At 59.4% G+C, this 26,637-nt stretch carries 28 protein-coding genes; 10 read left to right on the top strand and 18 right to left on the bottom strand.

What is annotated here, in order from left to right; all coding sequences use genetic code 11:
• Window positions 1-171: 171 nt before the first annotated feature.
• The 7 genes from zapE to sdhC all read right to left on the bottom strand — a co-directional run bounded on the left by zapE (window position 172) and on the right by sdhC (window position 5,758).
• A complete protein-coding gene (gene zapE, locus V6582_RS12085) occupies window positions 172-1,335 on the bottom strand; it encodes a cell division protein ZapE (protein ID WP_156631289.1) in 1,164 nt (387 codons plus the stop codon).
• Between the two features lie 81 nt (window positions 1,336-1,416).
• Window positions 1,417-1,929 (bottom strand): protease inhibitor Inh/omp19 family protein, encoded by a 513-nt coding sequence (locus V6582_RS12080; RefSeq protein ID WP_156631290.1) that lies wholly within the window; start codon window positions 1,927-1,929, stop codon window positions 1,417-1,419.
• Window positions 1,930-2,006: 77 nt separating this feature from the next.
• Window positions 2,007-2,240 carry a hypothetical protein gene (locus V6582_RS12075; protein WP_156631291.1) on the bottom strand — a complete coding sequence of 78 codons (234 nt, stop codon included), beginning with the start codon at window positions 2,238-2,240 and terminating at the stop codon, window positions 2,007-2,009.
• A gap of 75 nt (window positions 2,241-2,315) precedes the next feature.
• Window positions 2,316-3,095, bottom strand: a complete 780-nt coding sequence (locus V6582_RS12070) for a succinate dehydrogenase iron-sulfur subunit (protein ID WP_156631292.1) — start codon at window positions 3,093-3,095, stop codon at window positions 2,316-2,318.
• 15 nt (window positions 3,096-3,110) lie between these two features.
• The gene (gene sdhA, locus V6582_RS12065; RefSeq protein ID WP_156631293.1) at window positions 3,111-4,967 is read right to left on the bottom strand and encodes a succinate dehydrogenase flavoprotein subunit; all 1,857 of its coding nucleotides are present in this window, start codon (window positions 4,965-4,967) and stop codon (window positions 3,111-3,113) included.
• A gap of 6 nt (window positions 4,968-4,973) precedes the next feature.
• Entirely contained in the window at window positions 4,974-5,354 is a 381-nt protein-coding gene (sdhD, locus tag V6582_RS12060; protein WP_015917403.1) for a succinate dehydrogenase, hydrophobic membrane anchor protein, read from the bottom strand.
• A gap of 11 nt (window positions 5,355-5,365) precedes the next feature.
• On the bottom strand, window positions 5,366-5,758 hold the full coding sequence (sdhC, locus tag V6582_RS12055; RefSeq protein ID WP_156631294.1) for a succinate dehydrogenase, cytochrome b556 subunit: 393 nt from the start codon (window positions 5,756-5,758) through the stop codon (window positions 5,366-5,368).
• 315 nt (window positions 5,759-6,073) lie between these two features.
• On the opposite strand from sdhC, the gene V6582_RS12050 reads away from it, so the two are divergent.
• A complete protein-coding gene (locus V6582_RS12050) occupies window positions 6,074-6,412 on the top strand; it encodes a hypothetical protein (RefSeq protein ID WP_156631295.1) in 339 nt (112 codons plus the stop codon).
• Between the two features lie 59 nt (window positions 6,413-6,471).
• Here the strand turns inward: V6582_RS12050 and V6582_RS12045 are convergent, their stop codons facing one another.
• Genes V6582_RS12045 through tsaD form a run of 5 tightly spaced genes read right to left on the bottom strand, consistent with a single transcriptional unit; the run spans window position 6,472 to window position 9,963 of the window.
• Window positions 6,472-7,119, bottom strand: coding sequence for a class I SAM-dependent methyltransferase (locus V6582_RS12045; protein WP_337739221.1), 648 nt, complete (start codon window positions 7,117-7,119; stop codon window positions 6,472-6,474).
• 11 nt (window positions 7,120-7,130) lie between these two features.
• Window positions 7,131-7,562, bottom strand: coding sequence for an EVE domain-containing protein (locus tag V6582_RS12040; RefSeq protein ID WP_070152891.1), 432 nt, complete (start codon window positions 7,560-7,562; stop codon window positions 7,131-7,133).
• A 5-nt stretch (window positions 7,563-7,567) separates the two neighbouring features.
• Window positions 7,568-7,861 (bottom strand): YciI-like protein, encoded by a 294-nt coding sequence (locus V6582_RS12035; protein WP_070164310.1) that lies wholly within the window; start codon window positions 7,859-7,861, stop codon window positions 7,568-7,570.
• 18 nt (window positions 7,862-7,879) lie between these two features.
• Window positions 7,880-8,869 (bottom strand): NAD(P)H-dependent glycerol-3-phosphate dehydrogenase, encoded by a 990-nt coding sequence (locus V6582_RS12030; protein WP_156631296.1) that lies wholly within the window; start codon window positions 8,867-8,869, stop codon window positions 7,880-7,882.
• Window positions 8,866-9,963: a tRNA (adenosine(37)-N6)-threonylcarbamoyltransferase complex transferase subunit TsaD gene (tsaD, locus tag V6582_RS12025; RefSeq protein WP_156631297.1), complete on the bottom strand. Its 1,098-nt coding sequence runs from the start codon at window positions 9,961-9,963 to the stop codon at window positions 8,866-8,868. Before tsaD ends, V6582_RS12030 begins: the two co-directional genes overlap by 4 nt.
• 85 nt (window positions 9,964-10,048) lie before the next feature.
• Here tsaD and hemC point away from each other — a divergent pair, with 85 nt between their 5' ends.
• The 6 genes from hemC to V6582_RS11995 all read left to right on the top strand — a co-directional run bounded on the left by hemC (window position 10,049) and on the right by V6582_RS11995 (window position 15,991).
• The gene (gene hemC, locus V6582_RS12020; RefSeq protein ID WP_156631298.1) at window positions 10,049-10,978 is read left to right on the top strand and encodes a hydroxymethylbilane synthase; all 930 of its coding nucleotides are present in this window, start codon (window positions 10,049-10,051) and stop codon (window positions 10,976-10,978) included.
• Between the two features lie 4 nt (window positions 10,979-10,982).
• Entirely contained in the window at window positions 10,983-11,699 is a 717-nt protein-coding gene (locus tag V6582_RS12015; protein ID WP_156631299.1) for a uroporphyrinogen-III synthase, read from the top strand.
• A gap of 497 nt (window positions 11,700-12,196) precedes the next feature.
• Window positions 12,197-13,129 carry a COG4223 family protein gene (locus V6582_RS12010; protein ID WP_349508868.1) on the top strand — a complete coding sequence of 311 codons (933 nt, stop codon included), beginning with the start codon at window positions 12,197-12,199 and terminating at the stop codon, window positions 13,127-13,129.
• Window positions 13,130-13,134: 5 nt separating this feature from the next.
• Window positions 13,135-14,715, top strand: coding sequence for a heme biosynthesis protein HemY (locus V6582_RS12005; RefSeq protein WP_156631301.1), 1,581 nt, complete (start codon window positions 13,135-13,137; stop codon window positions 14,713-14,715).
• 9 nt (window positions 14,716-14,724) lie between these two features.
• Complete coding sequence (locus V6582_RS12000; protein ID WP_156631302.1) at window positions 14,725-15,237, top strand: TerB family tellurite resistance protein; 513 nt, start codon at window positions 14,725-14,727, stop codon at window positions 15,235-15,237.
• Window positions 15,227-15,991 (top strand): glutamine amidotransferase, encoded by a 765-nt coding sequence (locus tag V6582_RS11995; protein ID WP_156631303.1) that lies wholly within the window; start codon window positions 15,227-15,229, stop codon window positions 15,989-15,991. The genes V6582_RS12000 and V6582_RS11995 overlap by 11 nt, the downstream gene beginning before the upstream one ends.
• Before the next feature lie 6 nt (window positions 15,992-15,997).
• On the opposite strand, the gene V6582_RS11990 is transcribed toward V6582_RS11995, so the two are convergent.
• Entirely contained in the window at window positions 15,998-17,236 is a 1,239-nt protein-coding gene (locus tag V6582_RS11990) for an MFS transporter (protein WP_156631304.1), read from the bottom strand.
• A 140-nt stretch (window positions 17,237-17,376) separates the two neighbouring features.
• Between V6582_RS11990 and V6582_RS11985 the strand changes: the two genes are divergently transcribed.
• Together V6582_RS11985 and V6582_RS11980 are read left to right on the top strand one after the other, a co-directional pair.
• Complete coding sequence (locus tag V6582_RS11985; RefSeq protein ID WP_015917418.1) at window positions 17,377-17,667, top strand: YggT family protein; 291 nt, start codon at window positions 17,377-17,379, stop codon at window positions 17,665-17,667.
• On the top strand, window positions 17,664-17,978 hold the full coding sequence (locus tag V6582_RS11980; protein ID WP_337739206.1) for a DUF167 domain-containing protein: 315 nt from the start codon (window positions 17,664-17,666) through the stop codon (window positions 17,976-17,978). Before V6582_RS11985 ends, V6582_RS11980 begins: the two co-directional genes overlap by 4 nt.
• Before the next feature lie 6 nt (window positions 17,979-17,984).
• Here V6582_RS11980 and ppa read toward each other — a convergent pair whose 3' ends face one another.
• The 5 genes from ppa to V6582_RS11955 all read right to left on the bottom strand — a co-directional run bounded on the left by ppa (window position 17,985) and on the right by V6582_RS11955 (window position 25,191).
• Window positions 17,985-18,518 (bottom strand): inorganic diphosphatase, encoded by a 534-nt coding sequence (ppa, locus tag V6582_RS11975; RefSeq protein ID WP_156541408.1) that lies wholly within the window; start codon window positions 18,516-18,518, stop codon window positions 17,985-17,987.
• A 135-nt stretch (window positions 18,519-18,653) separates the two neighbouring features.
• Entirely contained in the window at window positions 18,654-19,160 is a 507-nt protein-coding gene (locus V6582_RS11970) for a GNAT family N-acetyltransferase (RefSeq protein WP_015917421.1), read from the bottom strand.
• A 247-nt stretch (window positions 19,161-19,407) separates the two neighbouring features.
• Window positions 19,408-21,237 carry a translational GTPase TypA gene (typA, locus tag V6582_RS11965; protein WP_070153226.1) on the bottom strand — a complete coding sequence of 610 codons (1,830 nt, stop codon included), beginning with the start codon at window positions 21,235-21,237 and terminating at the stop codon, window positions 19,408-19,410.
• A gap of 159 nt (window positions 21,238-21,396) precedes the next feature.
• Window positions 21,397-22,977, bottom strand: coding sequence for an alkaline phosphatase D family protein (locus tag V6582_RS11960; RefSeq protein ID WP_156631306.1), 1,581 nt, complete (start codon window positions 22,975-22,977; stop codon window positions 21,397-21,399).
• 129 nt (window positions 22,978-23,106) lie between these two features.
• Window positions 23,107-25,191, bottom strand: coding sequence for a M3 family metallopeptidase (locus V6582_RS11955; protein WP_156631464.1), 2,085 nt, complete (start codon window positions 25,189-25,191; stop codon window positions 23,107-23,109).
• A 247-nt stretch (window positions 25,192-25,438) separates the two neighbouring features.
• Between V6582_RS11955 and V6582_RS11950 the strand changes: the two genes are divergently transcribed.
• Window positions 25,439-26,617, top strand: coding sequence for a multidrug effflux MFS transporter (locus V6582_RS11950; RefSeq protein WP_156631465.1), 1,179 nt, complete (start codon window positions 25,439-25,441; stop codon window positions 26,615-26,617).
• The last annotated feature ends 20 nt before the right edge of the window (window positions 26,618-26,637 follow it).

The raw sequence follows: 26,637 nt of genomic DNA, 5'->3' as shown, positions 1-26,637 counted from the left end.
TTCCTTTTAGATCCAAAACCAAGTCGGCCCTCAAATAGAGTGACCGGCCTTTGGGCCATTCGCATAGCGCGACCGGAAAAAAAGCGCAACCGATATTTCTGAGAGTATATTTTTCAATCGTTTAGACTGTAAAATTCTTACGTAAAGGTAAGATATTAAGTCATCAATTCTTCACATTTCCGCAATGCGGACCGAATGCGCTTCGAGATATTCGCGGCTACGCATCTCAAACAGCCGCGATGCCGTCCGGTCGAATTCGAACCCTTCGGTTCCTTTTCTGGCCGTCAGCAAGGCCTCGGGCTCAGCAGCAGCGCTGGCATGCACCCGCACATGATGGTCATAGAGTGCGTCGATCAAGATGATGAAGCGCTTCGTCTGATTGCGTTTTTCAGGCCCGAGGTAGGGAATATGATCGATGAAGATTGTATGAAACCGGTCGGCAAGCGCCAGGTAATCGGAGGCACCGAGCGGCTGCTCGCAAAGCTCTGCAAACGTGAAGCGCGCCATTTTACCAACGGCCCTCTTCACCGGCAAAAGCCTGCCCTTCATTTCGATATCCAGCGGCTTTTCCAGACGGCCTGCGGTCATCATTTTCCAGGCACGGTCCATCTCCCGATCCGCTACAGCATCTGCCGGAGAGAGATAGATCGGCAGTTGATCGGCCTTTTCCATCCGGTAATCGGTCGGCGAATCGAGCGAGAGGATCTCGACATACTGCTTGAGCAAGCCGATGAACGGCACAAACAGGCCCCGGTTCAACCCATCCGGATAGAGATTGTCCGGCTCGACATTGGAGGTGGCCACCAGAATACAGCCGCGAGCGAAAAGCTCGGTAAACAACCTCGACAGGATCATTGCATCGGCAATATCGGTAACGGTGAATTCATCGAAGCACAAAAGTCCGGCTTCGGCGGCCAGTTGCTCCGCCACCGGCGGCACGGGATCGGCCTGCTTTGTCTCGCCATTCTTGAGTTTCTGCCGATGGATGTGAATGCGATTATGCACATCGGCCATGAATTCATGAAAATGCGCCCGCCGCTTCTTTTCCACGGGCGCCATGCGAAAGAACAGGTCCATCAGCATGGTTTTGCCACGCCCGACGCTGCCATGCACATAAAGCCCCATGATTTTGGTTTGCGGCGCACGATGCCGTGCGAAGATCCAGCCAAGCGCCGAGGACTTCTTCGCGGGCTTGCGTTCCTTCAATTGAAGCAGGATGCGATCGAGCCGGGCGGCGACCGCCATCTGGGCGGGATCGGCCATCAGCTCCCCCGACAGGGTCCGCGCCTTCAGATCCTCGCTGACGCTGAGGGCATAATCGGGCACAGGCTGCATGTCGAACTCCGCGAAGGATATAGGCCCGCCCCTATCGCATCAAAGGGCAGGCATCAGAATGAACGGCGGCTCAGCCCACCCTTACCGGCTGAGGCTGACAGGCTGGCCAGCGCTGGTAGAACCGTTGAAGTGGTTATCCGACGTCTTGTAGAGAGTGCCGATCACATTGCCGTCGCGATCCTTCAACATCAACTGCTTGTTGGCGACATCCCAGGCACCCATCGTCGTCAGCGGACCGACGCAACCGCGCGTACCGCCGCGTGATCCACCACCCAGATTGGTGAGGGTCAGGAACATGTCACAACTGGATTGGCCATTGGCCACACGCCAATTGCCGACCATCTGTTCCTTGGTGAAATCGAGAGAGCTACCCGGCGGCGGCGCATTCGGTGTCAAGGCAGCGCTCTGGTTGGACGTCGGGGCGACCGGGAACTGGCTCGCACCCGGAGGCGGCAATTGCCCCGATTGAACCTGAGGCACCGGTTGCGCCTGCAAAGGCGGCAGTGACGAGGAACCGTAATCGCTTGACGTACGCTGACACCCGGCAAGAGAAAGCACGACCATCAGACCCGTCGCCGCAAATTTCAGTTTCATCCTAACACTCCCGGTTGCTTCAACATCGTCAGCTTTTGCATTTCAGCGACAGCTATCCTGCACCAAACGCCCGGAAACTAGCGCCAAAGCTGGTTTGAAATCAAGGCAGAAGCCTCTTCAACGGCAAGCAAATAGCGCGTTTGCGTCCAGAAGATCGATATTTTTGTTACAAAACCGCGTGAGATGCAGCCAACAGTGCTGCCAGAGCCTGTCGCAACCGCGACGGCGGCCCGTCCACGCCACGTGAACGATGCGACATTGAAGACGGTTCGTCGTCTTCCTTTTGCAAATATCTCAAGCAGGCCATGCATTTGAGATATTCGAAGTCCAAGGCGAGTATGCCTGAGCATTCTCGCCTTGGAGATGAGCGCGGCGGGCAACCTGCGTCAAACGCGGCGCTCGACCATCATCTTCTTGATTTCGGCAATCGCCTTGGCCGGGTTGAGGCCCTTTGGACAGACTTGCGCACAATTCATGATCGTATGGCAACGATAGAGCCGGAAAGGATCTTCAAGATTGTCCAGACGCTCGCCCTTGGCCTCGTCACGGCTGTCGATCAGCCAGCGATAGGCTTGCAGCAGCACGGCGGGGCCGAGATAACGATCGCCATTCCACCAATAGCTCGGGCAGGAGGTCGAGCAGCAGGCGCAGAGAATGCACTCATAAAGACCATCCAGCTTCTGCCGGTCGTCATGGCTCTGCTTCCATTCCTTAACCGGCGTCGGAGACACCGTCTTCAGCCAGGGCTCGATGGAGCGGTGCTGGGCGTAGAAGTTGGTCAGGTCGGGAACCAGATCCTTCACGACAGGCATATGCGGCAGCGGATAGATCTTCACGGTCCCCTTCACGTCGTCGGTGCCCTTGGTGCAGGCCAACGTGTTGGTGCCATCGATATTCATCGCGCAGGAACCGCAAATGCCCTCACGACAGGAGCGGCGGAATGTCAGCGTCGGATCGATCTTGTTCTTGATATAGAGAAGACCGTCGAGAACCATCGGGCCGCAATCATCCATATCGACATAATAGGTGTCGAGGCTTGGATTCTTGTCGTCATCGGGGCTCCAGCGATAGACCTGGTATTCCCGTAGGTTCTTGGCACCTGAAGGCTTTGGCCAGACCTTGCCCGGCTTGACCTGAGAATTCTTGGGAAGCGTCAGTTCAACCATGTCGATATCCTCACATCAATAAACGCGGGCCTTGGGCTCGATCTTCTTGGGATCGATCCCATCAGCCAGAAGCTCGGTATGTACAGGACGATAATCCAGCTTCACATCGCCCGCCTCATTGACCCAGGCCAGTGTGTGCTTGCGCCAGTTGACGTCGTCGCGGCCACCGAACGGGCCGTCGACAAAGTCCTCGCGGGCGTGAGAACCACGGCTTTCCTTGCGGGCTTCGGCGCCATAGACCGTCGTGATCGCATTAGCCATCAGATTGTGCAGTTCCAGCGTTTCCACCAGATCGGAATTCCACACCAGCGACCGGTCGGTCACCTTGATGTCGGGCATTTCCTTCCAGATTTCCGAGATCCGGCGGCAACCGCTTTCCAGGGCTTCCTGGGTGCGGAACACGGCGGCATCTTCCTGCATTGCGCGCTGCATCTTGTCACGCAGCACGGCAGTCGGCGTCGAGCCGCTGGAATGGCGGATAGCGTCGAACCGTTCCATGATCTTGTCGCAGGCGGCGACGTTCAGTGCCGGGATCGGCGAGACCCGATCGATCACTTCGGCAGCACGGATGGCCGCAGCACGGCCGAACACCACGAGGTCGATCAGCGAATTGGAACCAAGACGGTTGGCGCCATGCACCGAAGCGCAACCGGCTTCACCGACAGCCATCAGGCCGGGCGCGATCCGCTCGGGGTTTTCAGCATCGGCATTCAGCACTTCGCCCCAGTAATTGGTCGGAATGCCGCCCATATTGTAGTGAACGGTCGGCAGAACCGGGATCGGTTCGCGGGTCACATCGACGCCGGCAAAAATCTTGGCGCTCTCGGAAATGCCCGGCAGACGCTCATGCAACACGGCCGGATCGAGATGGTCGAGATGCAGGTAGATGTGATCCTTGTTCTTGCCAACGCCCCGGCCCTCGCGGATTTCCAGCGTCATGCAGCGCGAAACCACGTCACGGGAGGCAAGATCCTTGGCCGATGGGGCATAGCGTTCCATGAAACGCTCACCCTCGGAATTGACCAGATAGCCGCCTTCGCCGCGCGCGCCTTCGGTGATCAGACAGCCGGCACCGTAAATACCGGTCGGGTGGAACTGAACGAATTCCATGTCCTGAAGAGGCAGACCGGCGCGGGCAATCATGCCGCCGCCATCGCCGGTGCAGGTATGGGCCGACGTTGCCGAGAAATAGGCGCGGCCATAACCGCCAGTCGCCAACACCACCATCTTGGCGGAGAAGCGATGGATCGTGCCGTCATCGAGGTTCCAGGCCACGACGCCGGTGCAACGACCATCCTCGGCCATGATCAGGTCGAGGGCGAAATATTCGATGAAGAATTCGGCATTATGCTTCAAGGACTGACCGTAAAGCGTATGCAGAATAGCGTGGCCGGTGCGGTCGGCGGCAGCGCAGGTGCGCTGGACCGGCGGGCCTTCGCCGTAATTCTGCATATGGCCACCGAAGGGACGCTGGTAGATCTTGCCTTCTTCGTTACGCGAGAAGGGCACGCCGTAATGTTCCAGCTCATAGACCGCCTTTGGCGCTTCCATGGCCAGATATTGCATGGCGTCCACGTCGCCCAGCCAGTCCGAGCCCTTGACGGTATCGTAAAGATGCCACTGCCAGCAGTCCGGCGTCATGTTGTTGAGCGAAGCGGCAATGCCGCCTTGGGCTGCAACCGTGTGGGAGCGCGTCGGGAAAACCTTGGTGATACAGGCGGTCTTGAAACCCTGCTCGGCCATGCCGAGCGTGGCGCGCAGGCCAGCACCACCGGCGCCGACAACGACCACGTCATAAGCGTGATCGACATAGGTATATGTGCGGCCGTTGATGGTTGGGCCGGACTTGGAAGAAGAACTTGTCGCTGCCATGATGAATTATCCTACAAACGCGATCTTGAGGATGGCGAAAAGACAGAGCGCACCCGTGATGACCACGAAAAATGTGTTGAGCATCATCAGCCCCATCTTCATAACTTCGTTATGAATATAGTCGGCGATGATTTCCTGCATGCCGATCTTCATGTGGATCAGGCCGGAAAGCACGACCAGTCCCATGATAACCGCCACGAGAGGGTTCGACAAAGCGGACACGACATCGGCATAGGGTGCGCCGGCATGGGTCAGCATGAAAATGATGAAGAACAGCATGAGCGGCACGTTGGCGATGGCCGTCAGGCGCTGGCGCCAGAAATGCTCCGTGCCGTCCTTTGCGGAGCCGAGACCGCGAACTTTACCGAGCGGTGTACGCATATCCATGATTAAATCCCTCAGCGGATGATGAACGCGACGATCCAGACCAGAACGGTCAGGACGACGGACGCAACGGCTGTCGCCTTGGCGAGCCTGGTGCTGAAGTGTTTCTCCAGACCATAGCCCAGGTCCCATGCGAAATGGCGCATGCCGCCCAGCATGTGGTGGATCAGTGCCCAGCTGAAGCCGAACAGAATGATCTTGCCGATGAACGTCCCCATGAACCAGGAGACCCAGTCGTAATAATCCGCTCCCGTCGAGGCGGCGATCAGCCACCAGGCAACCAGCGCGGTCCCAAAATACAAGGCTCCGCCGGTAATGCGATGCACGATGGACATCAACATTGTCGGAACAAGCTTGTAGATTTGCAGATGCGGCGACAAAGGCCGTTGTTTTGTCACGTTCGCCATCTCGTCCTCACGGCGTTCAAGTGCATTCCACCTTTGGAATGGAAGGGATATAGGGCGCTCCTTCATGGAGTGCAGTGCGTCAAATTGGACCTTTAATCCTCCGATTGATGCAGGACAAGGCGGATTTGAAACTGGCTTTCAATTTAATCGATTGGCAAGTCCCTGATCACGCGCCTCTCCAACCAAAGACGCATGGCGCGACAATAAAGAGCAGTCCTTAAGAAAATCGCCCAGATAGCTGGAATGACTTGATTTTCCCACGGCTCAAATTAATCTCTTATTAACCACGTCTTGATGGGGACCGGAGAAAAAACCTTGGCTGCCACTGGTAAAATCACCCGTATCAAAGCATCCGTCCTAGCCCTGGCCTGCGGATGTTTGCTGGCCCAGGCCGCCTATGCGGGCGGCACAAATGATGGTTCCGGTTATCATGGCCAGCAGAGAAGGTCGCATGCCGGTTCAGCGGCCGGATCGATCATCGGGACCCACACCCCCGGCGGCACTTATACTTTTGGTGTTTCTGCCTGGCGCTACGACAGGAGTGGCCAAAACTCTACCCCTCTGGCTCCAAAGGCCAAGATCATCGACGTCAAAGCGCAGCTGGAAACCTCGCCCTGCTCCTATGAAGCAGGCGTTTGCATCATACGCCCCTGACCGATGCGGACCCTACAGCATCGTTTAGAAAACCGGTTCTTAACTTTCGGTCCGATGCTCTAGCAGCAAAACTTCCAGACAGTGGTTTTCTTCACCTCGCTGTCTTCCAGCATTCGTGTGACCGGAACCTGATAGGTCGCCAAGGCCTGCATCCGATCAGTCGGGCAATAGCTTCGCCCGGGATCGCCGACCAGGATATCGATTCCCTGCCCGCACAGCGTTGAAAACCAGGGTACCAATCTATCCGCAAAGCTCTTGTCGTAAAAAACGTCACCAGCCAGGAGCAGGTCGGCGTCCAGTGTCTGGCCGATCAGATCCTCGCCGCAAAAACCAAGTTCCACCCCGTTTTCCGCTGCATTGAGGGCAATTGCCGCCTGTACGAACGGATCGATATCCACACACAGCACCGAAGCTGCTCCGGCCTTGGCGGCGGCAATGGCAACCAGACCGGACCCGCTGGCGAAATCCACCACCCGCTTGCCCGCCACAAGCTGCGGATTGTCGAGGATATGACGCGCCAAGCCCTGACCACCGGCCCAGGCAAAGGCCCAGAACGGCGGCGGCAAGCCGATTTCCGCCAGATCTTCCTCGGTTTTCAGCCAGAGATCATGCACTTCGGTTGCCAGATGCAACCGGATTTCCGGCACATGTGGCGGTGCGACAAGATCGGTATTGTCAAGGATGAATCGCTGAGGATCGATCTTCACAGGTGAAACGCTCACACCGGCGGATTTTCAAGCCCGCCCATGCGGCAGATCTCGAAATATTCCTCCTCGGTCACCGGCTGTACCGAAAGCCGCATCGAGGTCACCAGCGCCATCTGTGCGAGGTTCGGATTGGCCTTGACGTCTTTCAGGGTCACCGGTTTTGGCATATCGCGCACAGCGCGAATGTCGACGCAGTCCCAGCGGGCATCGCCTTCAGCGGTCGAATCGGGATGGGAGAGCGCGCAAACTTCGGTAATGCCGACCACTTCCAACCCCTCGTTGGAGTGGTAGAACAGGCCCTTATCGCCGATCTTCATCGCCCGCATATTGTTGCGGGCCAGATAGTTGCGCACGCCGGTCCATTCGGTGCCCGCCTCGCCCGCATCCTTCTGCATGGCCCAGGACCACTTGAAAGGTTCGGATTTGTAAAGCCAGAAAGCCATGCGTCTCATGCCTCGGGATTGTTGAAGACCCAGTTATAGGGCTTGATGTCGACGCTTTCGAACAGGCCAGCCTTGGCATAGGGGTCTTGCGCCGCGATTTCCTTGGCGGCGGCAAGGTCGTCCGCCTTGATCAGCAGCATCGAACCGCAGGGCTTGCCATCGCCATCCAGAAAAGGCCCACCGATTTTCAAAACGCCTTCAGCATTCAAGCCGTTCAGCCACTCCACATGCGGCGGGCGGGTCGCCATTCGAAGGTCAAGATGGTTGGGCTTATCGGCGCAGATCACGGCAAACAGCATGGCTCGTCTCCTCAAAAATTATTCCGTGGTAATGGGGCGGGTCATCAGTGCATCGACCGCCCGATCAATATCCAGCACACCATCGATGATGGCGGCAACGGCCTGGGTGATCGGCATGGCGATGCCGTGGTGTTCGGCAAGACGGGCGGCAACCGCAGCGGCAAAGGCACCCTCGACCAGACCGCTGCTGCCAAGCTGGTTTTGCTCACCCTTGGCAAGCGCGATACCATAGCGCAGGTTGCGGGATTGATGGCTGGTGGCCGTCAAGACCAGATCGCCAAGGCCCGACAGACCACGCACCGTATCCGCCTTGCCGCCCATGGCGACGACCAGCCGCGACATTTCCGCAAGACCGCGTGAAATCAACGCCGCCCGGGCTGATTCGCCCAATCCCCGGCCCTCGACGATGCCGCAGGCAATCGCCAGCACATTCTTCAACGCTCCGCCCAGTTGCACGCCAATCCGGTCGTCGGCGGCATAGAGCCGGAATGTCCGGGTGGACAGCGTCCGCGCCAGGTCCTCGGCCATGTCAAGATTGGCAGCCGCCAGCGCCATTGCGGTCGGCAGGCCACGGGCGATATCCATGGCAAAGCCTGGTCCCGACAGAACCGCGACAGGATGATGCGGCAATTTTTCTTCCAGCAATTCGGTCAGCAGCCGGGAGCTTGCCCGGTCGATGCCCTTGGCACAGGTGACCACCATGGCCTCAGCGGAAAGATAGGGACCATAGGTCGATGCCGCATCGGCCTGCGCCTGTGAGGGCATGGCAAACAACACGATATCGGCATCGGCCAGCACATCCGGCTCGAAGGCGAATTCCAGCCCGAAAGGCAAGGCAACCCCCGGCAAAGCAGCGTCATGCATGCCATCGGCCCTAAGATCAGCCATCAAGGAGGGATCACGGCCCAGCAAAGTGACCTTGGACCGCCCTTCCAGCGCCATGACAGCCGCCAGCGCCGTACCGAAGGCTCCGGCACCGATCACCGCGATGTGATGATGTCCACTCATGCTTTCGCGCCCCGTTTACCCGACCCAAGCAAGGTCGCCGCATTGCCGTCCAGAGGCCAGCGGGCGCGCGGCGAGACAGACAGATCATCGGCCGGGAAGCCATGGGCCAGCCGTTCCAGCCCAGCCCAGGCGATCATCGCCGCATTGTCGGTGCAAAGATGATGTGGTGGGGCGATGAAGCGAAACCCGTGCCGGTCACATAAAGTCTGCAAGGCAGCGCGCAACGCCTGATTGGCGGCCACACCACCAGCCACCACCAGGGCTGGCTTGGCCTCAAGGCCTGGATATTCCGTATTGAATCGCTCCAGCCCCCGACCGATCCGGTCGTCCATGGTGCGGGCGATGGCGCGCTGAAAAGAGGCGCAGATATCGGCGATATCGGACTGGCTGACTGGCGCTGCCGCCTGTGCCGCCTGCCGCACCGCTGTCTTCAGCCCGGAAAAAGAAAAATCCAGCCGCGCCTCACCCACCAGCGGGCGCGGAAAGCTGAAGCGTTTTTCGTTGCCATGAAGGGCGGCGCGTTCTACCGCCGGGCCACCCGGATAGGGCAGACCGAGCAGTTTGGCAGTCTTGTCAAACGCCTCACCAAGCGCATCGTCGATGGTGGTGCCCCAGCGCTGATAATCGCCAACACCGCGCACCAGAACCAATTGGGTATGACCACCGGAAACCAGCAGCATCAGATAGGGAAAGGCGACATTATCCGTTAGCCGCGCCGTCAGCGCATGGCCTTCCAGATGGTTGATGGCGTAAAGCGGCTTTCCCGCCGCCCGGGCAATCGCCTTGCCGGTCATCAAACCGACGATCAGCCCGCCGATCAGGCCGGGACCGGCGGTGGCCGCCACGGCATCGATATCAGCCAGCCGTATATCGGCCTTGGCCAGGGCCTCTTCCACCAGCGTATCGAGTGCCTCGACATGGGCACGGGCAGCGATTTCCGGCACGACGCCGCCATAGACGCTGTGTTCGTCCAGCTGGCTCAACACCACATCGGATACGATTTCGCCGCGTCCGTCGTCATGGCGCAGAACGATAGCGGCTGCGGTTTCATCGCAGCTGGTTTCGATGCCGAGAATCTTCAAAGGACCTGTCATGGAGGCTGAGTTGCGTCGATTTGATTGATTGCGAGGAAGAGCAAACATGGTTACGAGAACCTCCGGTAACAATGGATGACTTCGGATGCAAACGAAACCTTTTCGCATCGGCACACGCGGCAGCCCTTTGGCGCTGGCCCAGGCCCATGAAACCCGCGAGCGTCTGGCGGAGGCGCATGGCCTTTCGCCTGATATGTTCGAGATCGTTGTCCTGTCGACCACCGGCGACCGCATCACCGACCGGTCGCTGGCGGAAATCGGCGGCAAGGGCCTGTTCACCCTGGAACTGGAGCAGCAATTGCTGTCCGGCGGGCTGGATTTTGCCGTGCATTCCTCCAAGGATATGCCAACGGCCCTTCCCGATGGGCTGGAGATTTCCGCCTATCTGCCACGGGAAGACATGCGCGATGCGTTTATCGGCCGCACGGCACCAAAGCTGCTGGAGCTTGCCGACGGCGCCGTCATCGGCTCGGCCTCGCTCCGGCGCCAGGCGCTGATTCGCAGGCTTCGGCCTGACCTCAAGGTCATTACCTATCGCGGCGCCGTGGAGACCCGGCTTCGCAAGCTGGCCGCAGGCGAGGTCGATGCCACGTTGCTGGCCGTGGCCGGATTGAAGCGGTTGGACAAGGAAACCGTGATTACCCAATATCTCGATCTCGAAAGCTTTCCGCCCGCACCGGCCCAAGGGGCAATCTGCATCGAGGCGCGGGTCGATGACCGGCGCATCCAGGATCTGCTGGCCGCCATCAACCATCGACCGACATTTGAAGCGGTTTCCTGTGAGCGCGCCTTCCTGGCCGCACTGGACGGTTCCTGCCGCACGCCGATTGCCGGTTATGCCATATCGGATGGCGAGACGATCCGCCTGACGGGCACGATCCTGACGCCGGATGGTCAGGTCTCCCATTCGGTCGAGGCCGAGGGCCGCTGCGCCGATGGGCTGGCACTGGGCTGGTCGGCGGGCGAAAAGGTAAGGGACAAAGCCGGACCTGGCTTCTTCGAGGCATGGACCTGACGACATGCGCGTTTTGCTGACCCGGACGGAGACCGCAAGCCGCAAGACGGCAAACCGTCTCCATGCGCTTGGTCACGACGCCGTGCTCCTGCCACTGGCCAAAGCCGTCCATCATGCCGACGAGGCGCTCAAAGCCCTTTCAAAACCGCATGCGGCCTTGGCCGTGACCAGTACAGAGGTGCTTCGCTGCCTTGTATCGCATGGCGAAGCGCTTCGGCCCCATTTTGAAACCCCGCTGTTTGCCGTGGGCGCAGCAACGGCTGATGCCGCACGGAACCTCGGTTTTCGCGCGGTGACCAGCGCTGAAGGCGATGGCGCCGCCCTGGCACACACAATTGCCAACGCCCGTATCGACTGGGCCGATCCGCTGCTTTATCTGGCCGGGCAGCCGCGCAAGCAGAGCCTGGAACTGGGCTTGCGCCAGTCTTCCATTCCCTTTGATGTGGTGGAAGCCTATACGATGCAGGAATTGGCTTATGAGCCGAACGATATCATCGACCGGCTTGACGGCAGGGCGGTGGACGCCGTGCTGCTCTATTCCGCCGAGACTGCCAGACGGTTCTTCGCCCTGCCTTTCTCAGATGAAATTGCCGATCTCTTCGCATCCGCACACATTTTCTGCCTGAGCACGGATATTGCCGAAAACGTCGCAAAACCGTTCAGGAACAGGGTTTCAGTTGCTCCCCACCCCCATGAGGAGGCCCTGCTTTGCCTCCTGTAAAACCACCGGACAAGTGGCAAATGCAGGCAAGCCCCTTTCCTTCCGGCTGATCCCTGACTAATTTCATTCGACATCCATTGAAAGCGAGGTTGCCATGGTTTCCGGAAAACCCCCACGCCGTTCCAAAACCACCGAAGAGCCGGTAACCATCGACTTGACGGCGACCCCTGTTCAAGCCTCGGAAACGGTGCCGAGACTCCAGCGAAGAGCCGATAAGCGAAAAGCCAGTTGAAGACGCTGGCCTGGCTTCCACGCCCGCTACAGAGCTTGAGGCTCCGGCTGCGGCTGTCAAGGAAGACCAAAGCACAGCTCCAGCCGAAACCGGGGCGAGCGATTCCGAGCCTGCAAAGCAGGACCAGGCGCATTTCGGCGGTGAGACCTCGGCCTTTTCTCCGCCGCCGCCCGATGAACCCGGACCGCCGCCGATCGACGCCTCTTCCGAGGAACAGGCACCGGGACCAACCTCGCGCTCGTCATCGCCCGTCACGTCGAGCCTGGTGGCCGCTGGTATTGTCGGCGGCCTGATTGCACTGATCAGCGCCAGCGCCCTGCAATATGCCGGCGTCTTGCCCTCCGCCGGAAGCAGCGCAGGCAGAGACGATACCGCGATCAGCCAGCAGGTCGCAGCGCTCGCCGCCGATGTCGAGCGCCTCAAGGCAGGAACAACCAATGGGTCAGCTTCGGGCGATCTGTCCGGTCTCGAAAGCCGTTTGGCCCAACTGGAATCAGGCCAGCAGCAAAACGCCGGTGACCCCGCTGCCGTCAGCGACTTGCAGGCAAAGCTTGCCAGCGCCAATCAGGCAATCGACCAACTGAAATCGGATCTTGCCGGCCGGGTGGAAAAGCTCACCGAAAACCAGACGGAAGTCTCCGACAAGATGAGCGCCATCGAAACCAAGATCAACAAGCCGCGTGACGATATCGAAGTCGCCCGCGCCATTGCTGCCTCGGCTTTGAAGACCGCCGCAGACCGGGGCGGGCCATTCCTGGCCGAGCTGCGCACGCTGGGCAGCATCGCCCCGGAAGACACCGCCATTGCCGCCCTGGAACCCTATGCGACCACGGGCGTCACCTCCCGCGCCGAGCTGCAACGGCAATTCGGCCCGGTTGCTGACAAGATCCTGTCGACCATCAACGCTCCGGCGGAAAGCGCCAATATCGGCGAGCGTCTCTGGGCCAGCGCCATGTCGGTGGTCAAGGTCCGGCCGGTCGGCAATGTCGAAGGCGACAGCGCCTCGGCGATTGTCGCGCGCATCGAAGACAAGATCCGCAATGGCGACCTGAAGGGTGCGGCAGCTGAATGGGACAGCCTGCCAGAGGCAGGACGCACCGTCTCTGCTGAGTTCAAGAAGGCGCTCGACGCCCGTATTACCGTTGAAAACCAGGTTTCCGACGCGCTGGCTCGTGCCGTCGCCGGACGGCAAGGATAAGCATCATGATCCGTATCATTGTCTATATCCTGATCATCCTGGCCCTTGGCTTCGGTTTTTCCTGGCTTGCCGATCGTCCGGGTGAGTTGCAGATTGTCTGGCAGGGCCAGCTGATTGAAATGAGCCTGACGGCGGCGGCCACCATGATCGTCGCCATTATTGCGGTGGTGATGATCGGCTGGTGGCTGGTGCGCACGCTCTGGACCTCGCCGCATTCAATGCGCCGCTATTTCCGCGCCCGCAAGCGTGACAGAGGCTATCAGGCGATCTCGACCGGCCTGATCGCCGCAGGTGCCGGCAATGCCGCGCTGGCCCGGCGGATGAGTGCCCGCGCCCGTGGTCTGGTCCGTGCCGATCAGGAACCGCTGATCATGGTGCTGGAAGCCCAGGCCGCCCTGATCGAGGGCAAGCATGACGATGCAAGGCGGATCTATGAGCAGATGGTCGCCGATCCCGAAACCCGCGAGCTTGGCCTGCGCGGCCTCTATGTGGAGGCAACGCGGCTAGGGGCGCATGAGGCTGCGCGGCAATATGCCGAAAGGGCTGCCGAGGATGCGCCTTATCTGCCTTGGGCTGCCAAGGCCGCTTTGGAATATCGATGCCAGACCAGCGCCTGGAACGAGGCCATTCATCTTCTCGATCAACAGCGCGTCGCAGGCGTCCTGGCCCGGCCGGAAGCCGACCGGCTGAAAGCCGTGCTACTGACCGCAAAAGCCATGGACCAGTTGGACGGTGATCCGGCAGCGGCCCGCGACAATGCCATGAATGCGCTGAAACTCGCCAAGGATCTCGTTCCGGCCTCCGTGACCGCCGCCCGCGCCCTGCTGCGCGAGGATAATCTGCGCAAGGCGGGTTCGGTGTTGGAAACAGCCTGGAAGCTTGCTCCCCATCCAGACATCGCCAGCCTCTATGTGCGGGCGCGGGGTGGTGACGGCGCGGTCGACCGGCTGAAGCGGGCCGAGCGGCTGGAACAGGTCAAGCCCAATAATGTCTATTCGCTGCTGGTGGTTGCGGAAATGGCACTTGAGGCGCGAGACTTCACCAAGGCACGCGCCAAGGCCGAAGCGGCAGCCCGGATGCAGGCCAGCGAACGGGTTTTCCTGCTGCTGGCTGATATCGAGGATGCCGAAACCGGTGATCAGGCTCGCATCCGCTACTGGATGGCGCAGGCTCTCAAAGCCCCCCGCGATCCCGCCTGGGTGGCCGATGGCCAGGTCTCGGAAAAATGGCTGCCCTATTCGCCTGTCAGCGGCAGGCTCGACGCTTTCGAGTGGAAGATCCCCTATGCCCAGCTCTCCGGGCCGGTCGAAGACGGCACAGTGATCAGCGGCGCTGCCGCCTTGGCCGAATTGCCGCCGCTTGGACAGGGCGAGAAACCTACATCCTCCGTTCCGGCGAGCAAGATTAACACGCCGCCGGAACACCCTGAGGCCGCAGCAGCCCCGCCGAGCCAGCCTTCCGCACCGCCGAAGCCGGGGCCGAAAAGCCTCGAACCGGAGCCGTTCTTCGGCGGCCCGCCGGACGATCCGGGCGTGCGCGACGCCAGCCGCAATTCGGACGAGAAAACCCGGCTCAACCTGTTTTAAGGACCATTCATGCTGGAGCGCCTCAATACTTTTTTCCAAAGCTTTATCGCTGGCGAACAGGACAATGAATTCGACGGCAATGACACGAGGGTGCTGATCGTCGCCCTGTGTTTCCAGGTGATGGAAGCCGATGGAACCATCAGCGCCGCCGAACGGAAGAGCCTGAAAAAGAGCATCAAGGATCATTACGATCTGGATCGCAGCAAGATCGAAGCCTTGCTGGAGGCAGGCCAGCAGGCGGAAAGTGAAGCGGTAGACTATTACCGCTTCACCTCGGAATTAAAGCGCCGTCTCGATGAAACCCAGAGACTGGAACTGGTCAGCGTGCTCTGGGACATCGTGTATGCCGATGGCATGCGCAACGAGATGGAAGATCATATCCTCTGGCGGGTCGCAGACCTGCTTGGCGTCTCCGACCGGGACCGGATTCTGGCCCGGCAAAAGGCGGCAGAGCGGGCCGGACAAAAGACGGATGGCCAGGCCGGAGATGAACAGGTCGCCGGAGATGCGGATGCTTCATGATCCGGCACGAATTTGGCCCGCGCATCGTCCGGTCCTGGTCGTCCTGCATCAGGAGCGATCCAGCGCCGGTCGTGTCGGCCAATTGCTGGTGGAAAAAGGCTTCCCCCTCGACATCCGCCGCCCGGTGCTCGGCGATCCGCTGCCCGATACGCTGAGCGGTCACAGCGGCGCCGTGGTATTCGGCGGACCGATGAGTGCCAACGATCCTGATCGTTTCGTGCATGACGAGATCGACTGGCTATCCGTGCCGCTTAAGGAGAACCGGCCCTATCTCGGCATTTGTCTCGGTGCGCAAATGCTGGCCCGGCATCTGGGCGCCAAGGTCAGTGGCCATGACCGGGAACTCGTAGAAATCGGCTGGTATCCGATCCAGCCGACCACCCATGGCCGATTGCTGATGAAATGGCCGAAAATGGTCTATCATTTTCACCGCGAAGGCTTCGACCTGCCGCATGGCGCAACGCTGCTAGCCACCGGCGACATCTATCCCAATCAGGCGATCCGCTACGGGGAAAAGGCCTTTGGTATCCAATTTCATGCGGAACTAACGCGCGCGATGATGCAGCGTTGGGTGGTGCATGGCGCGTCACGCTTTTCCATGCCGAACGCCCAGGCGGGCCGCGACCATCTGGAAGGACGCATGCTGTTCGATGCCCCGCTCAAGGCCTGGCTATCGGATTTTCTCGATCTGGTCCTTGCTGAGGAAGACCAGAGTGCTGGCCGGTGTCAACCAGCCGAACAGAGCCAAGCCTGATCGCAATCAGGATTTGTCCGGGGCTTCCAGCGTGTCGATGGTGCGCAGCTTCGGAAAGGTCAGCGCCCAGATGATCGAGACCGCCAGCGTCCCGACGCCGCCGACAACCACCGCTCCGACAGGTCCAATCAGATGCGCCATGGTACCGGCCCGAAACTCCCCCAGCTCGTTAGATGCGCCGATAAACACCGAATTGACGGCATTGACCCGGCCACGCACCTGATCCGGCGTCCAGAGCGCCAGCAGCGTTTCGCGCACATAGACCGAGATCATGTCACCGGCGCCCATTACGGCCAGCGCCAGCGCTGACACCCACCAGACCGTCGACAGCCCGAAAGCCACGGTCGCGAGCCCAAAGATGGCAACGCCAACGAACATGATCGTCCCAGCGCGGTGCTTGATCGGAAAGGTGGCAAGAAAGGTCGCCATGGCAATAGCGCCCACGCCCGGTGCCGACCGCAAGATACCCAGCCCCATCGGCCCCATGGTCAAGATATCGGAGGCGTAGATCGGCATCAGTGCCACCGCCCCGCCTAACAGCACGGCGAACAGGTCGAGAGAAATCGCCCCCAGCACCACCTTCTCATGGCGTATGAACTTGAAACCAGCCAGAAGGTAGGTCCAGGTTTTTGGTTCGTTGGCGGTTCGCTGCACGGGCTTTGGCACCAGCAGCACAAGGATCGTGCCAGCGGCCATGAAACCCAATGCGACGATATAGGCAGAAAGCGGCCCAACACCATAGAGCAGGCCGCCGGCAACCGGGCCGAGGATCGATGCAGTCTGCCAGGACGACGCATTCCAGGCAAAGGAATTGGCCAGATCCTTTTCCGGCACCAGATTGGGAGCCAGAGACTGGACAGCCGGCCCCATGAAGGCCCGCTCAATGCCGAAAATTGTCATGATTGCCAGCACCGGCACCGGCGCAAAGGCATTCTCCACAGTGAGGAACAGCAGCAGCGCCACGCAGACAGCGCTGACACCCAGGCAAACCGCAACGATCATTCGCCGGTTCATCCTGTCGGCAGCCGTACCGGTCACAAGAATGAGCAACAGCGCCGGTAGAAACTGCACCAACCCGATCAGGCCGAGATAGAGGGCATTGCCGGTGACCTCATACATCTGCCAGCCAACCGCGACGCTGACGATTTGCATGGCAAAGGCCGCGAGAAACCGTGCGAAGAAGAATTTCGTATAGGCGGAATGGCGAAAGGCAGCGAAACGATCTTCGGACTGGGAAATGGACATTAGCTATTTTCCTGGCCGGATGGGTCCGGCAATGGCGGCATAACTTGCGTTAAACATGAATGGCGATAGCTGGCAAGGCGACACTTGCCCGTTTCGGCCTCAATGTCTACATGTCTGTCAACTGACAAATGGAGACAGACATGCTTGCCCTGTTGCAGACGATTGATCTCGCCCTCAATCTTTATACCTGGATCCTGATCGCCAGCGCGATTTTTTCCTGGCTCTACGCTTTCAACGTGATCAATTCCAGCAACCGATTCGTCAACCAGATCGGCCTGTTTCTGTTCAACGTCACGGAACCGGCGCTGCGCCCCATCCGCCGCATCATGCCCAATCTTGGCGGCATCGATATCTCACCGATCATTCTGCTGCTGATCATCTTCTTCATCCGCTCGCTGATGTGGAACACGATTGCCCCCATGCTGCTGTGAGCCATTGCTATCGACGTTTCGATGATCACATCCGCCTTGCCGTCCGGCTGACGCCGAACGGTGGGCGTGATGGGATTGATGGCGTCGACGTCAATGCGAATGGCGAAGCCCACTTGAAAGTGCGGGTCAGCGACGTGCCGGAAAAGGGCCGGGCCAACAAGGCATTGATCGCCCTTATGGCCAAGCGGCTCGGCATCGCCAAATCCACCGTCAGCTTGATCTCCGGCGATACCGCGAGACAAAAAATCCTCCGGATCGATGGCGACCCGGAGGATTTGATTGGTAGGCTGGAAGCGATCATTGCCCCGTGAGGCAAATCACGCTTCTTTCTTGGCGCGCTCGATCGATTCGACGATCAGCTTCTTGGCCACATTGACATCGCCCCAATCGCCGATCTTCACCCATTTGCCGGGCTCCAGATCCTTGTAATGCTCGAAGAAATGCTTGATCTGAGCGAGCGTGATTTCCGGCAGGTCGGTGTAATTGTGGACCTTGTCATAGCGACGGGTCAGCTTGGGAACCGGCACGGCCAGGATCTTCTCGTCCATGCCGCCATCGTCTTCCATCATCATCACGCCGATTGGGCGAACATTGATGACGCAGCCGGGCACCAGCGGGCGGGTATTGCAGATCAGCACGTCCAGCGGGTCGCCGTCCAGACACAGCGTATGCGGCACGAAGCCGTAATTACCGGGATAATGCATCGGCGTATAGAGAAAGCGGTCGACGATCAGCGTACCGGCTTCCTTGTCCATCTCATACTTGATCGGCTGGCCACCGACCGGCACCTCAACGATGACGTTGATATCTTCCGGCGGATTCTTGCCAATCGCAATCGCATCAATACGCATGTCTAACCCCATGGGATGGTTGAAATCCCCGGTGTCGTAAAGGGTTTCTTAAACCAAAGCAACCATTTGCGACAGGCGGCCCCAATAAAGGACGCAATCAAGGTAAAGACTTGCGGGACCGCGCATGAGAGCCGATCAGGCCCAAACGAACCCTAGCTTTTTCAGGCTGACGGCATCGAAATCCTCCATGCCTTCCACGCTATCCGTACCGCCATTCGAGCGAAAGAAATTGACGGCGCCGGCGCAGTCCTCCAGGCACCAGACCACCAATCCCCGGCAACCCAGCGATTTAAGCAGGCGGCGGCATTCGGTAAACAGCGTAAATCCGAGGCCAACGCCCTGATATGCCGGCCGCATATAGATCTCGTAGATCTCGCCATCATAGGGAAGGCCCCTGGCCCGGTTGAGGCCGAGCGTCGCATATCCGGCAATCACCCCGCCGATATCGACCACCAGCACCGTCGCCGGACCATTGGTGGCCTTGCGCCACCATGTCTCGCCACGGCGCTCCATCATCCTGATCAAGGCCTGATGCGGGATAAGACCGCTATAGGTGGACTGCCAGGCTTCCCGATGCGCCTCGGAAAGCGCTCTCCCATCATCCGGCGCAGCCGGACGTACATCAATCGATAACGTCTTCATAACGTCACTCTCATCCGACTGGGGTGATGACAATCAGTGCGGAATCATTCCCGCTGGCAAGTCCGCCCCCTCCTCGTGCTTGCCCCATAACCACGTCCCAGATTAACGCTTTCTTAAACAATCAAGCAAGAGTGGTCCTTGTAAAATTCCGAGGATCAGAATCGTCTTAAAGGCCTATGCACAAAAAAACCCCGGCCAACAGGCCGGGGTTGATGATCTCTCAGAAACAAAAAAGCAGAAACGGCAATCAAGCCTGGGCGACGCGGGCCTTGCCGAAGCGCTTGCGGTCGTTGGCGTCCAGGTAGAACTTGCGCAGACGGATGGACTTCGGCGTCACTTCCATCAGCTCGTCGTCCTGAATCCAGGAGAGCGCGCGGTCCAGCGTCATGCGGATCGGCGGGGTCAGCTTGACAGCTTCGTCCTTGCCGGCAGAGCGGATGTTGGTCAGCTGCTTGCCCTTGAGAACGTTGACTTCCAGATCGTTGTCGCGCGAGTGAATGCCGACGATCATGCCTGCATAAACCTTTTCGCCTGGCTCGATAATCATCGGGCCGCGATCTTCCAGGTTGAACATGGCGTAGGCCACGGCTTCACCGGACTGGTTGGACAACAGAACGCCATTGTTACGACCGGAGATTTCGCCCTTGAACGGCTGGTAGTTGTGGAACAGGCGGTTCATGATCGCCGTGCCACGGGTATCCGTCAGCAGTTCCGACTGGTAGCCGATCAGGCCACGGGTGGGCGCATAGAACACCAGGCGGACGCGATTGCCGCCGGAAGGCCGCAGCTCGGTCATTTCAGCCTTGCGCTCGGACATTTTCTGCACGACGACGCCGGAATGTTCTTCATCGACGTCGATGACGACTTCTTCGATCGGCTCCATCAGGGTGCCGTTCTCGTCCTTGTGCATCACGACGCGCGGACGCGACACGGCCAGCTCGAAGCCTTCGCGGCGCATGGTTTCGATCAGAACGGCCAGCTGCAATTCGCCGCGGCCAGACACGAAGAACGAATCCTTGCCTTCCGATTCTTCAATCTTCAGAGCAACGTTGCCTTCGGCTTCCTTGAACAGGCGGTCGCGGATGACGCGGCTCGTGACCTTGTCGCCTTCTGTGCCAGCCAGCGGGCTGTCATTGACCAGGAAGGACATGGTGACGGTCGGCGGATCGATCGGCTGGGCTTCCAGCGCTTCGGTCACGGACGGATCGCAGAATGTGTCGGCAACCGTACCCTTGGAGAGACCGGCAATCGCCACGATGTCGCCAGCATGGGCTTCTTCGATGGCGGTGCGCTCGATACCGCGGAACGCGAGGATCTTGGAAATACGGCCGGTTTCGATGACCTTGCCGTCCTGGCTCAGAACCTTGACCGACTGGTTCGGCTTGATCGAGCCGGAATGGATACGACCGGTGATGACGCGGCCAAGGAAGGGGTTGGCTTCCAGCAGCGTGCCGATCATGCGGAACGCGCCGTCTTCGTCGCCAACGCTTGGCTCAGGAACATGCTGCAACACCAGGTCCAGCAACGGGGCCAGGCCCTGATCCTTCGGGCCTTCAGGGGCGATATTCATCCAGCCATCACGACCGGAACCGTAGAGGATCGGGAAGTCGAGCTGCTCATCGGTTGCGTCGAGGCTGGCGAACAGGTCGAAGACTTCGTTGATGACTTCTTCATGGCGGCCATCGGGACGGTCGATCTTGTTGATCGCAACGATTGGGCGAAGACCAACCTTGAGTGCCTTGCCGACCACGAATTTGGTCTGCGGCATCGGGCCTTCCGAGGAGTCGACGAGAACGATAGCGCCGTCCACCATCGACAGGATACGCTCGACTTCGCCGCCGAAGTCGGCGTGGCCGGGGGTGTCGACGATGTTGACGCGAACGCCCTTCCATTCAACCGAGGTTGCCTTGGCGAGAATGGTGATGCCGCGCTCTTTTTCCAGATCGTTGCTGTCCATGACGCGCTCTGCAACGCGCTGGTTTTCGCGGAACGAACCGGACTGTTTCAGAAGTTCGTCAACAAGGGTGGTTTTCCCATGGTCAACGTGCGCGATGATCGCGATATTGCGAATCTTCATGATTAGGATCTCTGATGGCTCTGGCGCGAAGTCCATGCCGGTGCCGTTGATGAAACCAAAGACCGCGCCTGTTACTTTGGGGCGCTCATACCCTGTTTTTTGCATTTGCGAAAGAGGCAAAGCGTCTTGATGACGCTCTGCCGCATTTTCACCGAAGAATCAGGCGCTGCGCACCGGATCGAGCACGACCTTATAGAGCTCGTTGTCGTCCCGGTCCATCAGCCGTACGGAAAGCTGTTCGCTCTGGCCATCGACATCGACGATGCCGAAGAACTGAAGACCCGCTGACGGCGGCAGGTTCTGGCCCTGCTCGGCGGTTGGCGCCTTGATGAATTTCAGCTCAGGGCCAAAGGTCATGTCGAGATCGTTCGGCCCGAATGTACCCGCATGCAGGGGACCGGAGACGAACTCCCAGAAGGGTTCGAAATCCTGGAAAGCGGCTTTGTCGGGATTGTAATAATGGGCGGCGGTATAATGCACATCCGCCGTCAGCCAGACGGTATTGCGAATGCCAGTCGTCTTCATATGCCGCAGCAGTTCGGCAATTTCCAGCTCGCGGCCACGCGGCTCGCCATTATGGCCCTGCGCTACGGCTTCCGTGCCTTTCTTATTGAGATAATCGTCCCAAACGATCAGGCTCAACGGCATGTCGGCAGCGATGATTTTCCAGGTCGCCTTGGAATTGGTCAGTTCCCGCTTCAGCCAGGCCACCTGCTCGGCACCCAGGATGCGCGATTCCGGCGTCTGCACCGTTTCCATGCCGTCATGATTGGAACCGCGATAACTGCGCATGTCGAGGAAGAACACGTCGACCAGCGGACCATGGGAAATCTTGCGGTAAACCCGGCCCGGCTCGGCGGGCGTATAGCGGATCGGCGTCATTTCATGGAAGGCACGGGCAGCGCGCGCCGACAGCAGGGCGATGGATTTTTCGCTATAGCGGCTGTCGGCAGTCAGGTCCTTGCCCGACGACCAGTTGTTCAGCACTTCATGGTCATCCCACTGGTAATGGGTTGGACAGATCGCCGACAGTTCCAGGACGTTCTTGTCCATCATATTGTATTTCCACTGGCCGCGATATTCGTCCAGGGTTTCGGCCACCTTGCGCTTTTCATCGGTGACGATGACATTCTTCCACTTGGTGCCGTCCTTCAGATCGACTTCTTCCTTGATGGGGCCGTCCGCATAGATGGTATCGCCGGAATGCAGGAAGAAATCCGGCTGATGCTTGGCCATCGTGGCATAGGTCTTCATGCCGGTTTCATCGATGCCCCAGCCCTGACCTACCGTATCACCCGACCAGACGAAGCGGACATTGCGCCTGGAGGCGGGCGCGGTGCGGAACCGTCCGGTAATCGGCTCGGAAACACTGTTGATATGGGAAAGATCGGCAGCCGTGAACCGATAGAAAATATCCTGGTCGGCAGGCAGGTCCGTCAAAAGCCGCTTCACGGCATAGTCGCTGTCCGGCAGCGCATTGAGAGCGGCGAGACGGACAGGATTGGCAAAGCTTTCGGTGGTCGAATATTCCATCATGATCCGCGAAGGGCGGTCTACCCGCGTCCAGATCATCCCGGAATTCAGATCGACATCGCCGGATTGGACGCCGTGGGTAAAAACAGGGCGGTCCGCCGCCCGCGCATAAAACGGCAGCGCCAGACCGGACCCGGCAGCAAGACCAGCGGCACTGGTGCCGAGAAGAAACGAACGGCGGCTCAGCGCCGTGAAGGATGTGGACATCAAACCTCTCCTTGGAAAAACGACGCCGGTTCAAAAGAACCGACGTCGGAACCAAACAGAGAGACATGTCAGGCGCTTAACCGCAGCGTGACAGTTTCATTAAATTTCCTGCAACAGCAGCCGAACAGCTTATGCCGCAAGCCCACGCTTCTTCAACATCGCTTCCGGGCTCGGCAACCGGCCACGGAAAGCCTTGTAGGTTTCTTCCGGGTCCACCGCCCCGCCGATGGCATAGATATTGTCCTTCAGCCGTTCAGCCATATCAGGGTCGAAGGCATTGCCGGTTTCCTCGAAAGCCTCGAAAGCATCGGCGTCCAGCACTTCCGACCACATGTAGGAATAATAGCCGGCCGAATAGCCATCGCCGGAAAACACATGCTGGAAATGCGGCGTGGCATGGCGCATGACGATGGAGGATGGCATGCCGATGTTTTGGAGAACCTGCGCCTGCACCGCCATCGGATCGCCTACCTGATCTTCCCGCGTGTGAAACGCCATATCGACCAGCGCCGAAGAGGTGAATTCAACCGTATCGAACCCGGCATTGAAGGTCTGGGCTGCCAGAACCTTGTCGAGCAAGGCCTGCGGCATGGCCTCGCCGGTCTGGTAATGCACGGCATAGGTTTTCAGGATATCCGGCACCGTCAACCAATGTTCATAGAGCTGCGAGGGCAGTTCCACAAAGTCACGCGACACCGCCGTACCCGATACCGAGGGGTAAGTGACGTCAGACAGCATACCATGCAGGGCATGGCCGAATTCATGAAACAGCGTGCGGGCATCGTCCAGTGACAGCAGCGCTGGCTTGCCTTCGGCAGGCTTGGCGAAATTGCAGACATTGTAGATGATCGGCAATTCGCCCTGCATGCCGTTCTTCAAGGCCAGTTTGTGCTGCGACTGGAAAGAACTCATCCAGGCGCCGGAGCGCTTCGAGGACCGGGCGAAATAATCGCCGAGGAACAGCGCCTTCAGCGTGCCATCCGCCTCGCGGATTTCAAACACCCGCACATCCGGGTGATAGCCCTTCACATCGTTCAGCGGCACGGCAGTGATGCCGAACAGCTTTTTTGCCACGGCAAAGCAGGCTTCGATGATTTTTTCCAGTTGCAGATAAGGCTTCAGTTCGGCTTCCGAAAAATTGAACCGTTCGGAGCGCAGCTTCTCGGCATAGAAACGCCAATCCCACGGCGCAACCTCATGATTCTTGCCATCCTTGGCAATCAGGTCCGCCAATTCCTGCTCTTCGATCGCCGCCTGGGCGACAGCGCGTTCCCAGACCTGCATCAGCAGGCCGTTGACCGCTTCCGGGGTCTTGGCCATGGTATTGTCAAGCTTCAGGGCCGCGAAATTCTTATAGCCCAACAGCTTGGCCTTTTCCGCCCGAAGCGCCAGGGTTTCGGTGACGATGGCGCGATTGTCACGCTCACCGCCATTTTCACCACGGGCCACCCAGGCCTTGAAGGCGGTCTCGCGCAGGTCCCGACGCTCAGAAAAGGTCAGGAACGGCACGATGACCGAGCGCGACAGCGTCACGGCGTAGGCTTCCCCCTTGCCACGGGCTTGCGCGGCAGAGGCCATGGCATCCTTCAGAAAATCAGGAATGCCCGCCAGCTCGTCATCGCTGGTCAGCGGCAATGCCCAATCGGTTTCATCGCCCAGCACGTTCTGGCCGAAATTGGCGCCAAGGCTGGCCAGCCGCTCATTGATCGCTGCCAACCGCTCCTGCTCGGGCTTGGCAAGCTTGGCTCCGGCCTTGACAAAACCTTTCCAGTGGCGTTCCAGCACCCGGGTCTGCTCCAGCGTCAGGCCCAGGCTGTCGCGCTTTTCCCACAAGGCATCGACGCGGGCAAACAGTGCGGCATTCATGCTGATCTTCGAATAATGGCGCGACATTTTCGGCGCGATCTCGCGCTCGAGCGCCTGGATGACCTTATTGGTATCGGCACCGGCCTTGTTCCAGAACAGCGCCGAGACCCGCGACAGGCCGTCTCCGGCTATCTCCAGCGCAACGATGGTATTGTCGAATGTCGGCTCCGACGGATAATTGGCGATGGTGTCGATGTCTGCGTCGTGTTCGGCCAGCGCCATGTCGAAGGCCGGGGCGAAATCCTCATCGCCGATGGCAGTGAAATTCGGCAGGCCATGCGGCCCATTCCAGTCGGTGACGGTGGCAAAGGCGCCATTGGGGCCAAGATTACGGTCTGGAGATGTCATCACGAAGCAATCCTTCTCATCAATGACAAAGATATAGGCGATCATTCCCGCCATTGTCACCCCTGCGTCACACCTATGCCACCCCTCTGTTGCGCGTGTGGGGGCATCCGTGGGATCTCCGATAGCAATGACGGCAACCGGCCGAAGAATTTTTCATTTCAATTGCCTGCCTGCTGGCTTACCAGTGATCCATGCACGTTGAATATGCCTCCGCCCCATGACGAAATCCGCCACCCCGCCGTCCCGGATGAGCGAGAACCGCACCTCCCTGCTTGGCGCACTGCTGACCATGATCGGTCCGCTGTCCATGGCGATCTACACACCCGCCATGCCGCAATTGGTCCATGCCTTTTCGACCACGGATGCGGCCATCAAGCTCAGCCTGTCACTGTATTTCGCGGGTTTTGCCTGCGCACAATTGCTATCCGGCCCGTGTTCGGATGCGTTCGGACGACGCAATGCAACGCTGGGCTTTCTTGGCATCTACCTGCTCGGTAGCCTCGCCGCCGCCTTTGCGCCGACGGTGGAATTGCTGCTGGCCGGGCGTATCATTCAGGGCATCGGCGCATCCGTCGGGGTCACGGTGTCGCGCGCCGTGGTTCGCGACCAGTTCGTCGGAGAGCAGGCCTCCCGGATCATCAATATGATCGGCATCATGCTGGCCATAGGACCGGCCATGGGGCCGACCGTCGGCGGGCTGGCGCTTGTCGCCTTCGGTTGGCAATCGGTGTTTCTGCTGATGGTCGGATTCGGCGTGGTCAGCATTATCACGGTCGCCATTCTGATGGCGGAAACGGCGGTGCCGGACCGGCAAATGATTCGCCCCGCCAGACTTATCACCTCTTACGCGACCTTGATGGCCGACCCGCGGGTGCTATGCTCGGCCCTGGTTCTGGGCGGCTGTGTCGGCGCACTCTATGCGCAATCCACCATGCTGCCTTTCGTTTTGATCAACAAGGTCGGGCTGTCGCCAGCGCAATTCGGCCTTGGCATGTTGATGCAGACCGGCTCCTATTTCGCTGGTTCAGTGGTGCTGCGGCTGGTATCGAAGCATTTACTGCCCGGTCACGCGCTGCGCTTCGGGCTGGTTCTAGCTGGTTGCGGCGGATTGCTGATCTTTTTGTCCACCCATCTGCTGACCCCGACTTATCTCTCCATCATGGGACCGGTCGCCGTCTGCGCCTTCGGCATGGCCTTCGTCATTCCCGACATCTCCACCGCAGGTCTGCTGCCGCATCCAAAGCTGGCGGGGTCGGCGGCGGCCCTGATGGGCTTTGTGCAGATGAGCTGCGGTTTTCTGGGCGGTCTTGCCGCCTCCTGGCTTGGCGATCCGCTGACCGCCTTCGGCACCATCATTCCCCTGATGGAATTGATGGCGATCATCGCCTATCTCGGCTTCCTTCGCGCCTGGAAACAGATCCAGTAAAAAAACCGCCGCCAGTGTCC

Source organism: Agrobacterium vitis (genome assembly GCF_037039395.1).
In the GTDB taxonomy this organism is placed as follows: domain Bacteria; phylum Pseudomonadota; class Alphaproteobacteria; order Rhizobiales; family Rhizobiaceae; genus Allorhizobium; species Allorhizobium vitis_E.
The sequence above is the reverse complement of the archived record's forward strand: the minus strand, read 5'-3'. Positions and strand labels throughout refer to the sequence as shown.

What these genes read in the sequence shown, in the direction of transcription:
- zapE (WP_156631289.1), bottom strand. Translation starts at nt 1,335, where the DNA reads ATGCAGCCTGTGCCCGATTATGCCCTCAGCGTCAGCGAGGATCTGAAG.
- V6582_RS12080 (WP_156631290.1), bottom strand. Translation starts at nt 1,929, where the DNA reads ATGAAACTGAAATTTGCGGCGACGGGTCTGATGGTCGTGCTTTCTCTT.
- V6582_RS12075 (WP_156631291.1), bottom strand. Translation starts at nt 2,240, where the DNA reads ATGCATGGCCTGCTTGAGATATTTGCAAAAGGAAGACGACGAACCGTC.
- V6582_RS12070 (WP_156631292.1), bottom strand. Translation starts at nt 3,095, where the DNA reads ATGGTTGAACTGACGCTTCCCAAGAATTCTCAGGTCAAGCCGGGCAAG.
- sdhA (WP_156631293.1), bottom strand. Translation starts at nt 4,967, where the DNA reads ATGGCAGCGACAAGTTCTTCTTCCAAGTCCGGCCCAACCATCAACGGC.
- sdhD (WP_015917403.1), bottom strand. Translation starts at nt 5,354, where the DNA reads ATGGATATGCGTACACCGCTCGGTAAAGTTCGCGGTCTCGGCTCCGCA.
- sdhC (WP_156631294.1), bottom strand. Translation starts at nt 5,758, where the DNA reads ATGGCGAACGTGACAAAACAACGGCCTTTGTCGCCGCATCTGCAAATC.
- V6582_RS12040 (WP_070152891.1), bottom strand. Translation starts at nt 7,562, where the DNA reads ATGGCTTTCTGGCTTTACAAATCCGAACCTTTCAAGTGGTCCTGGGCC.
- V6582_RS12035 (WP_070164310.1), bottom strand. Translation starts at nt 7,861, where the DNA reads ATGCTGTTTGCCGTGATCTGCGCCGATAAGCCCAACCATCTTGACCTT.
- V6582_RS12030 (WP_156631296.1), bottom strand. Translation starts at nt 8,869, where the DNA reads ATGAGTGGACATCATCACATCGCGGTGATCGGTGCCGGAGCCTTCGGT.
- tsaD (WP_156631297.1), bottom strand. Translation starts at nt 9,963, where the DNA reads ATGACAGGTCCTTTGAAGATTCTCGGCATCGAAACCAGCTGCGATGAA.
- hemC (WP_156631298.1), top strand. Translation starts at nt 10,049, where the DNA reads ATGCAAACGAAACCTTTTCGCATCGGCACACGCGGCAGCCCTTTGGCG.
- V6582_RS12015 (WP_156631299.1), top strand. Translation starts at nt 10,983, where the DNA reads ATGCGCGTTTTGCTGACCCGGACGGAGACCGCAAGCCGCAAGACGGCA.
- V6582_RS12005 (WP_156631301.1), top strand. Translation starts at nt 13,135, where the DNA reads ATGATCCGTATCATTGTCTATATCCTGATCATCCTGGCCCTTGGCTTC.
- V6582_RS12000 (WP_156631302.1), top strand. Translation starts at nt 14,725, where the DNA reads ATGCTGGAGCGCCTCAATACTTTTTTCCAAAGCTTTATCGCTGGCGAA.
- V6582_RS11995 (WP_156631303.1), top strand. Translation starts at nt 15,227, where the DNA reads ATGCTTCATGATCCGGCACGAATTTGGCCCGCGCATCGTCCGGTCCTG.
- V6582_RS11990 (WP_156631304.1), bottom strand. Translation starts at nt 17,236, where the DNA reads ATGTCCATTTCCCAGTCCGAAGATCGTTTCGCTGCCTTTCGCCATTCC.
- V6582_RS11985 (WP_015917418.1), top strand. Translation starts at nt 17,377, where the DNA reads ATGCTTGCCCTGTTGCAGACGATTGATCTCGCCCTCAATCTTTATACC.
- ppa (WP_156541408.1), bottom strand. Translation starts at nt 18,518, where the DNA reads ATGCGTATTGATGCGATTGCGATTGGCAAGAATCCGCCGGAAGATATC.
- V6582_RS11970 (WP_015917421.1), bottom strand. Translation starts at nt 19,160, where the DNA reads ATGAAGACGTTATCGATTGATGTACGTCCGGCTGCGCCGGATGATGGG.
- typA (WP_070153226.1), bottom strand. Translation starts at nt 21,237, where the DNA reads ATGAAGATTCGCAATATCGCGATCATCGCGCACGTTGACCATGGGAAA.
- V6582_RS11960 (WP_156631306.1), bottom strand. Translation starts at nt 22,977, where the DNA reads ATGTCCACATCCTTCACGGCGCTGAGCCGCCGTTCGTTTCTTCTCGGC.
- V6582_RS11955 (WP_156631464.1), bottom strand. Translation starts at nt 25,191, where the DNA reads ATGACATCTCCAGACCGTAATCTTGGCCCCAATGGCGCCTTTGCCACC.
- V6582_RS11950 (WP_156631465.1), top strand. Translation starts at nt 25,439, where the DNA reads ATGAGCGAGAACCGCACCTCCCTGCTTGGCGCACTGCTGACCATGATC.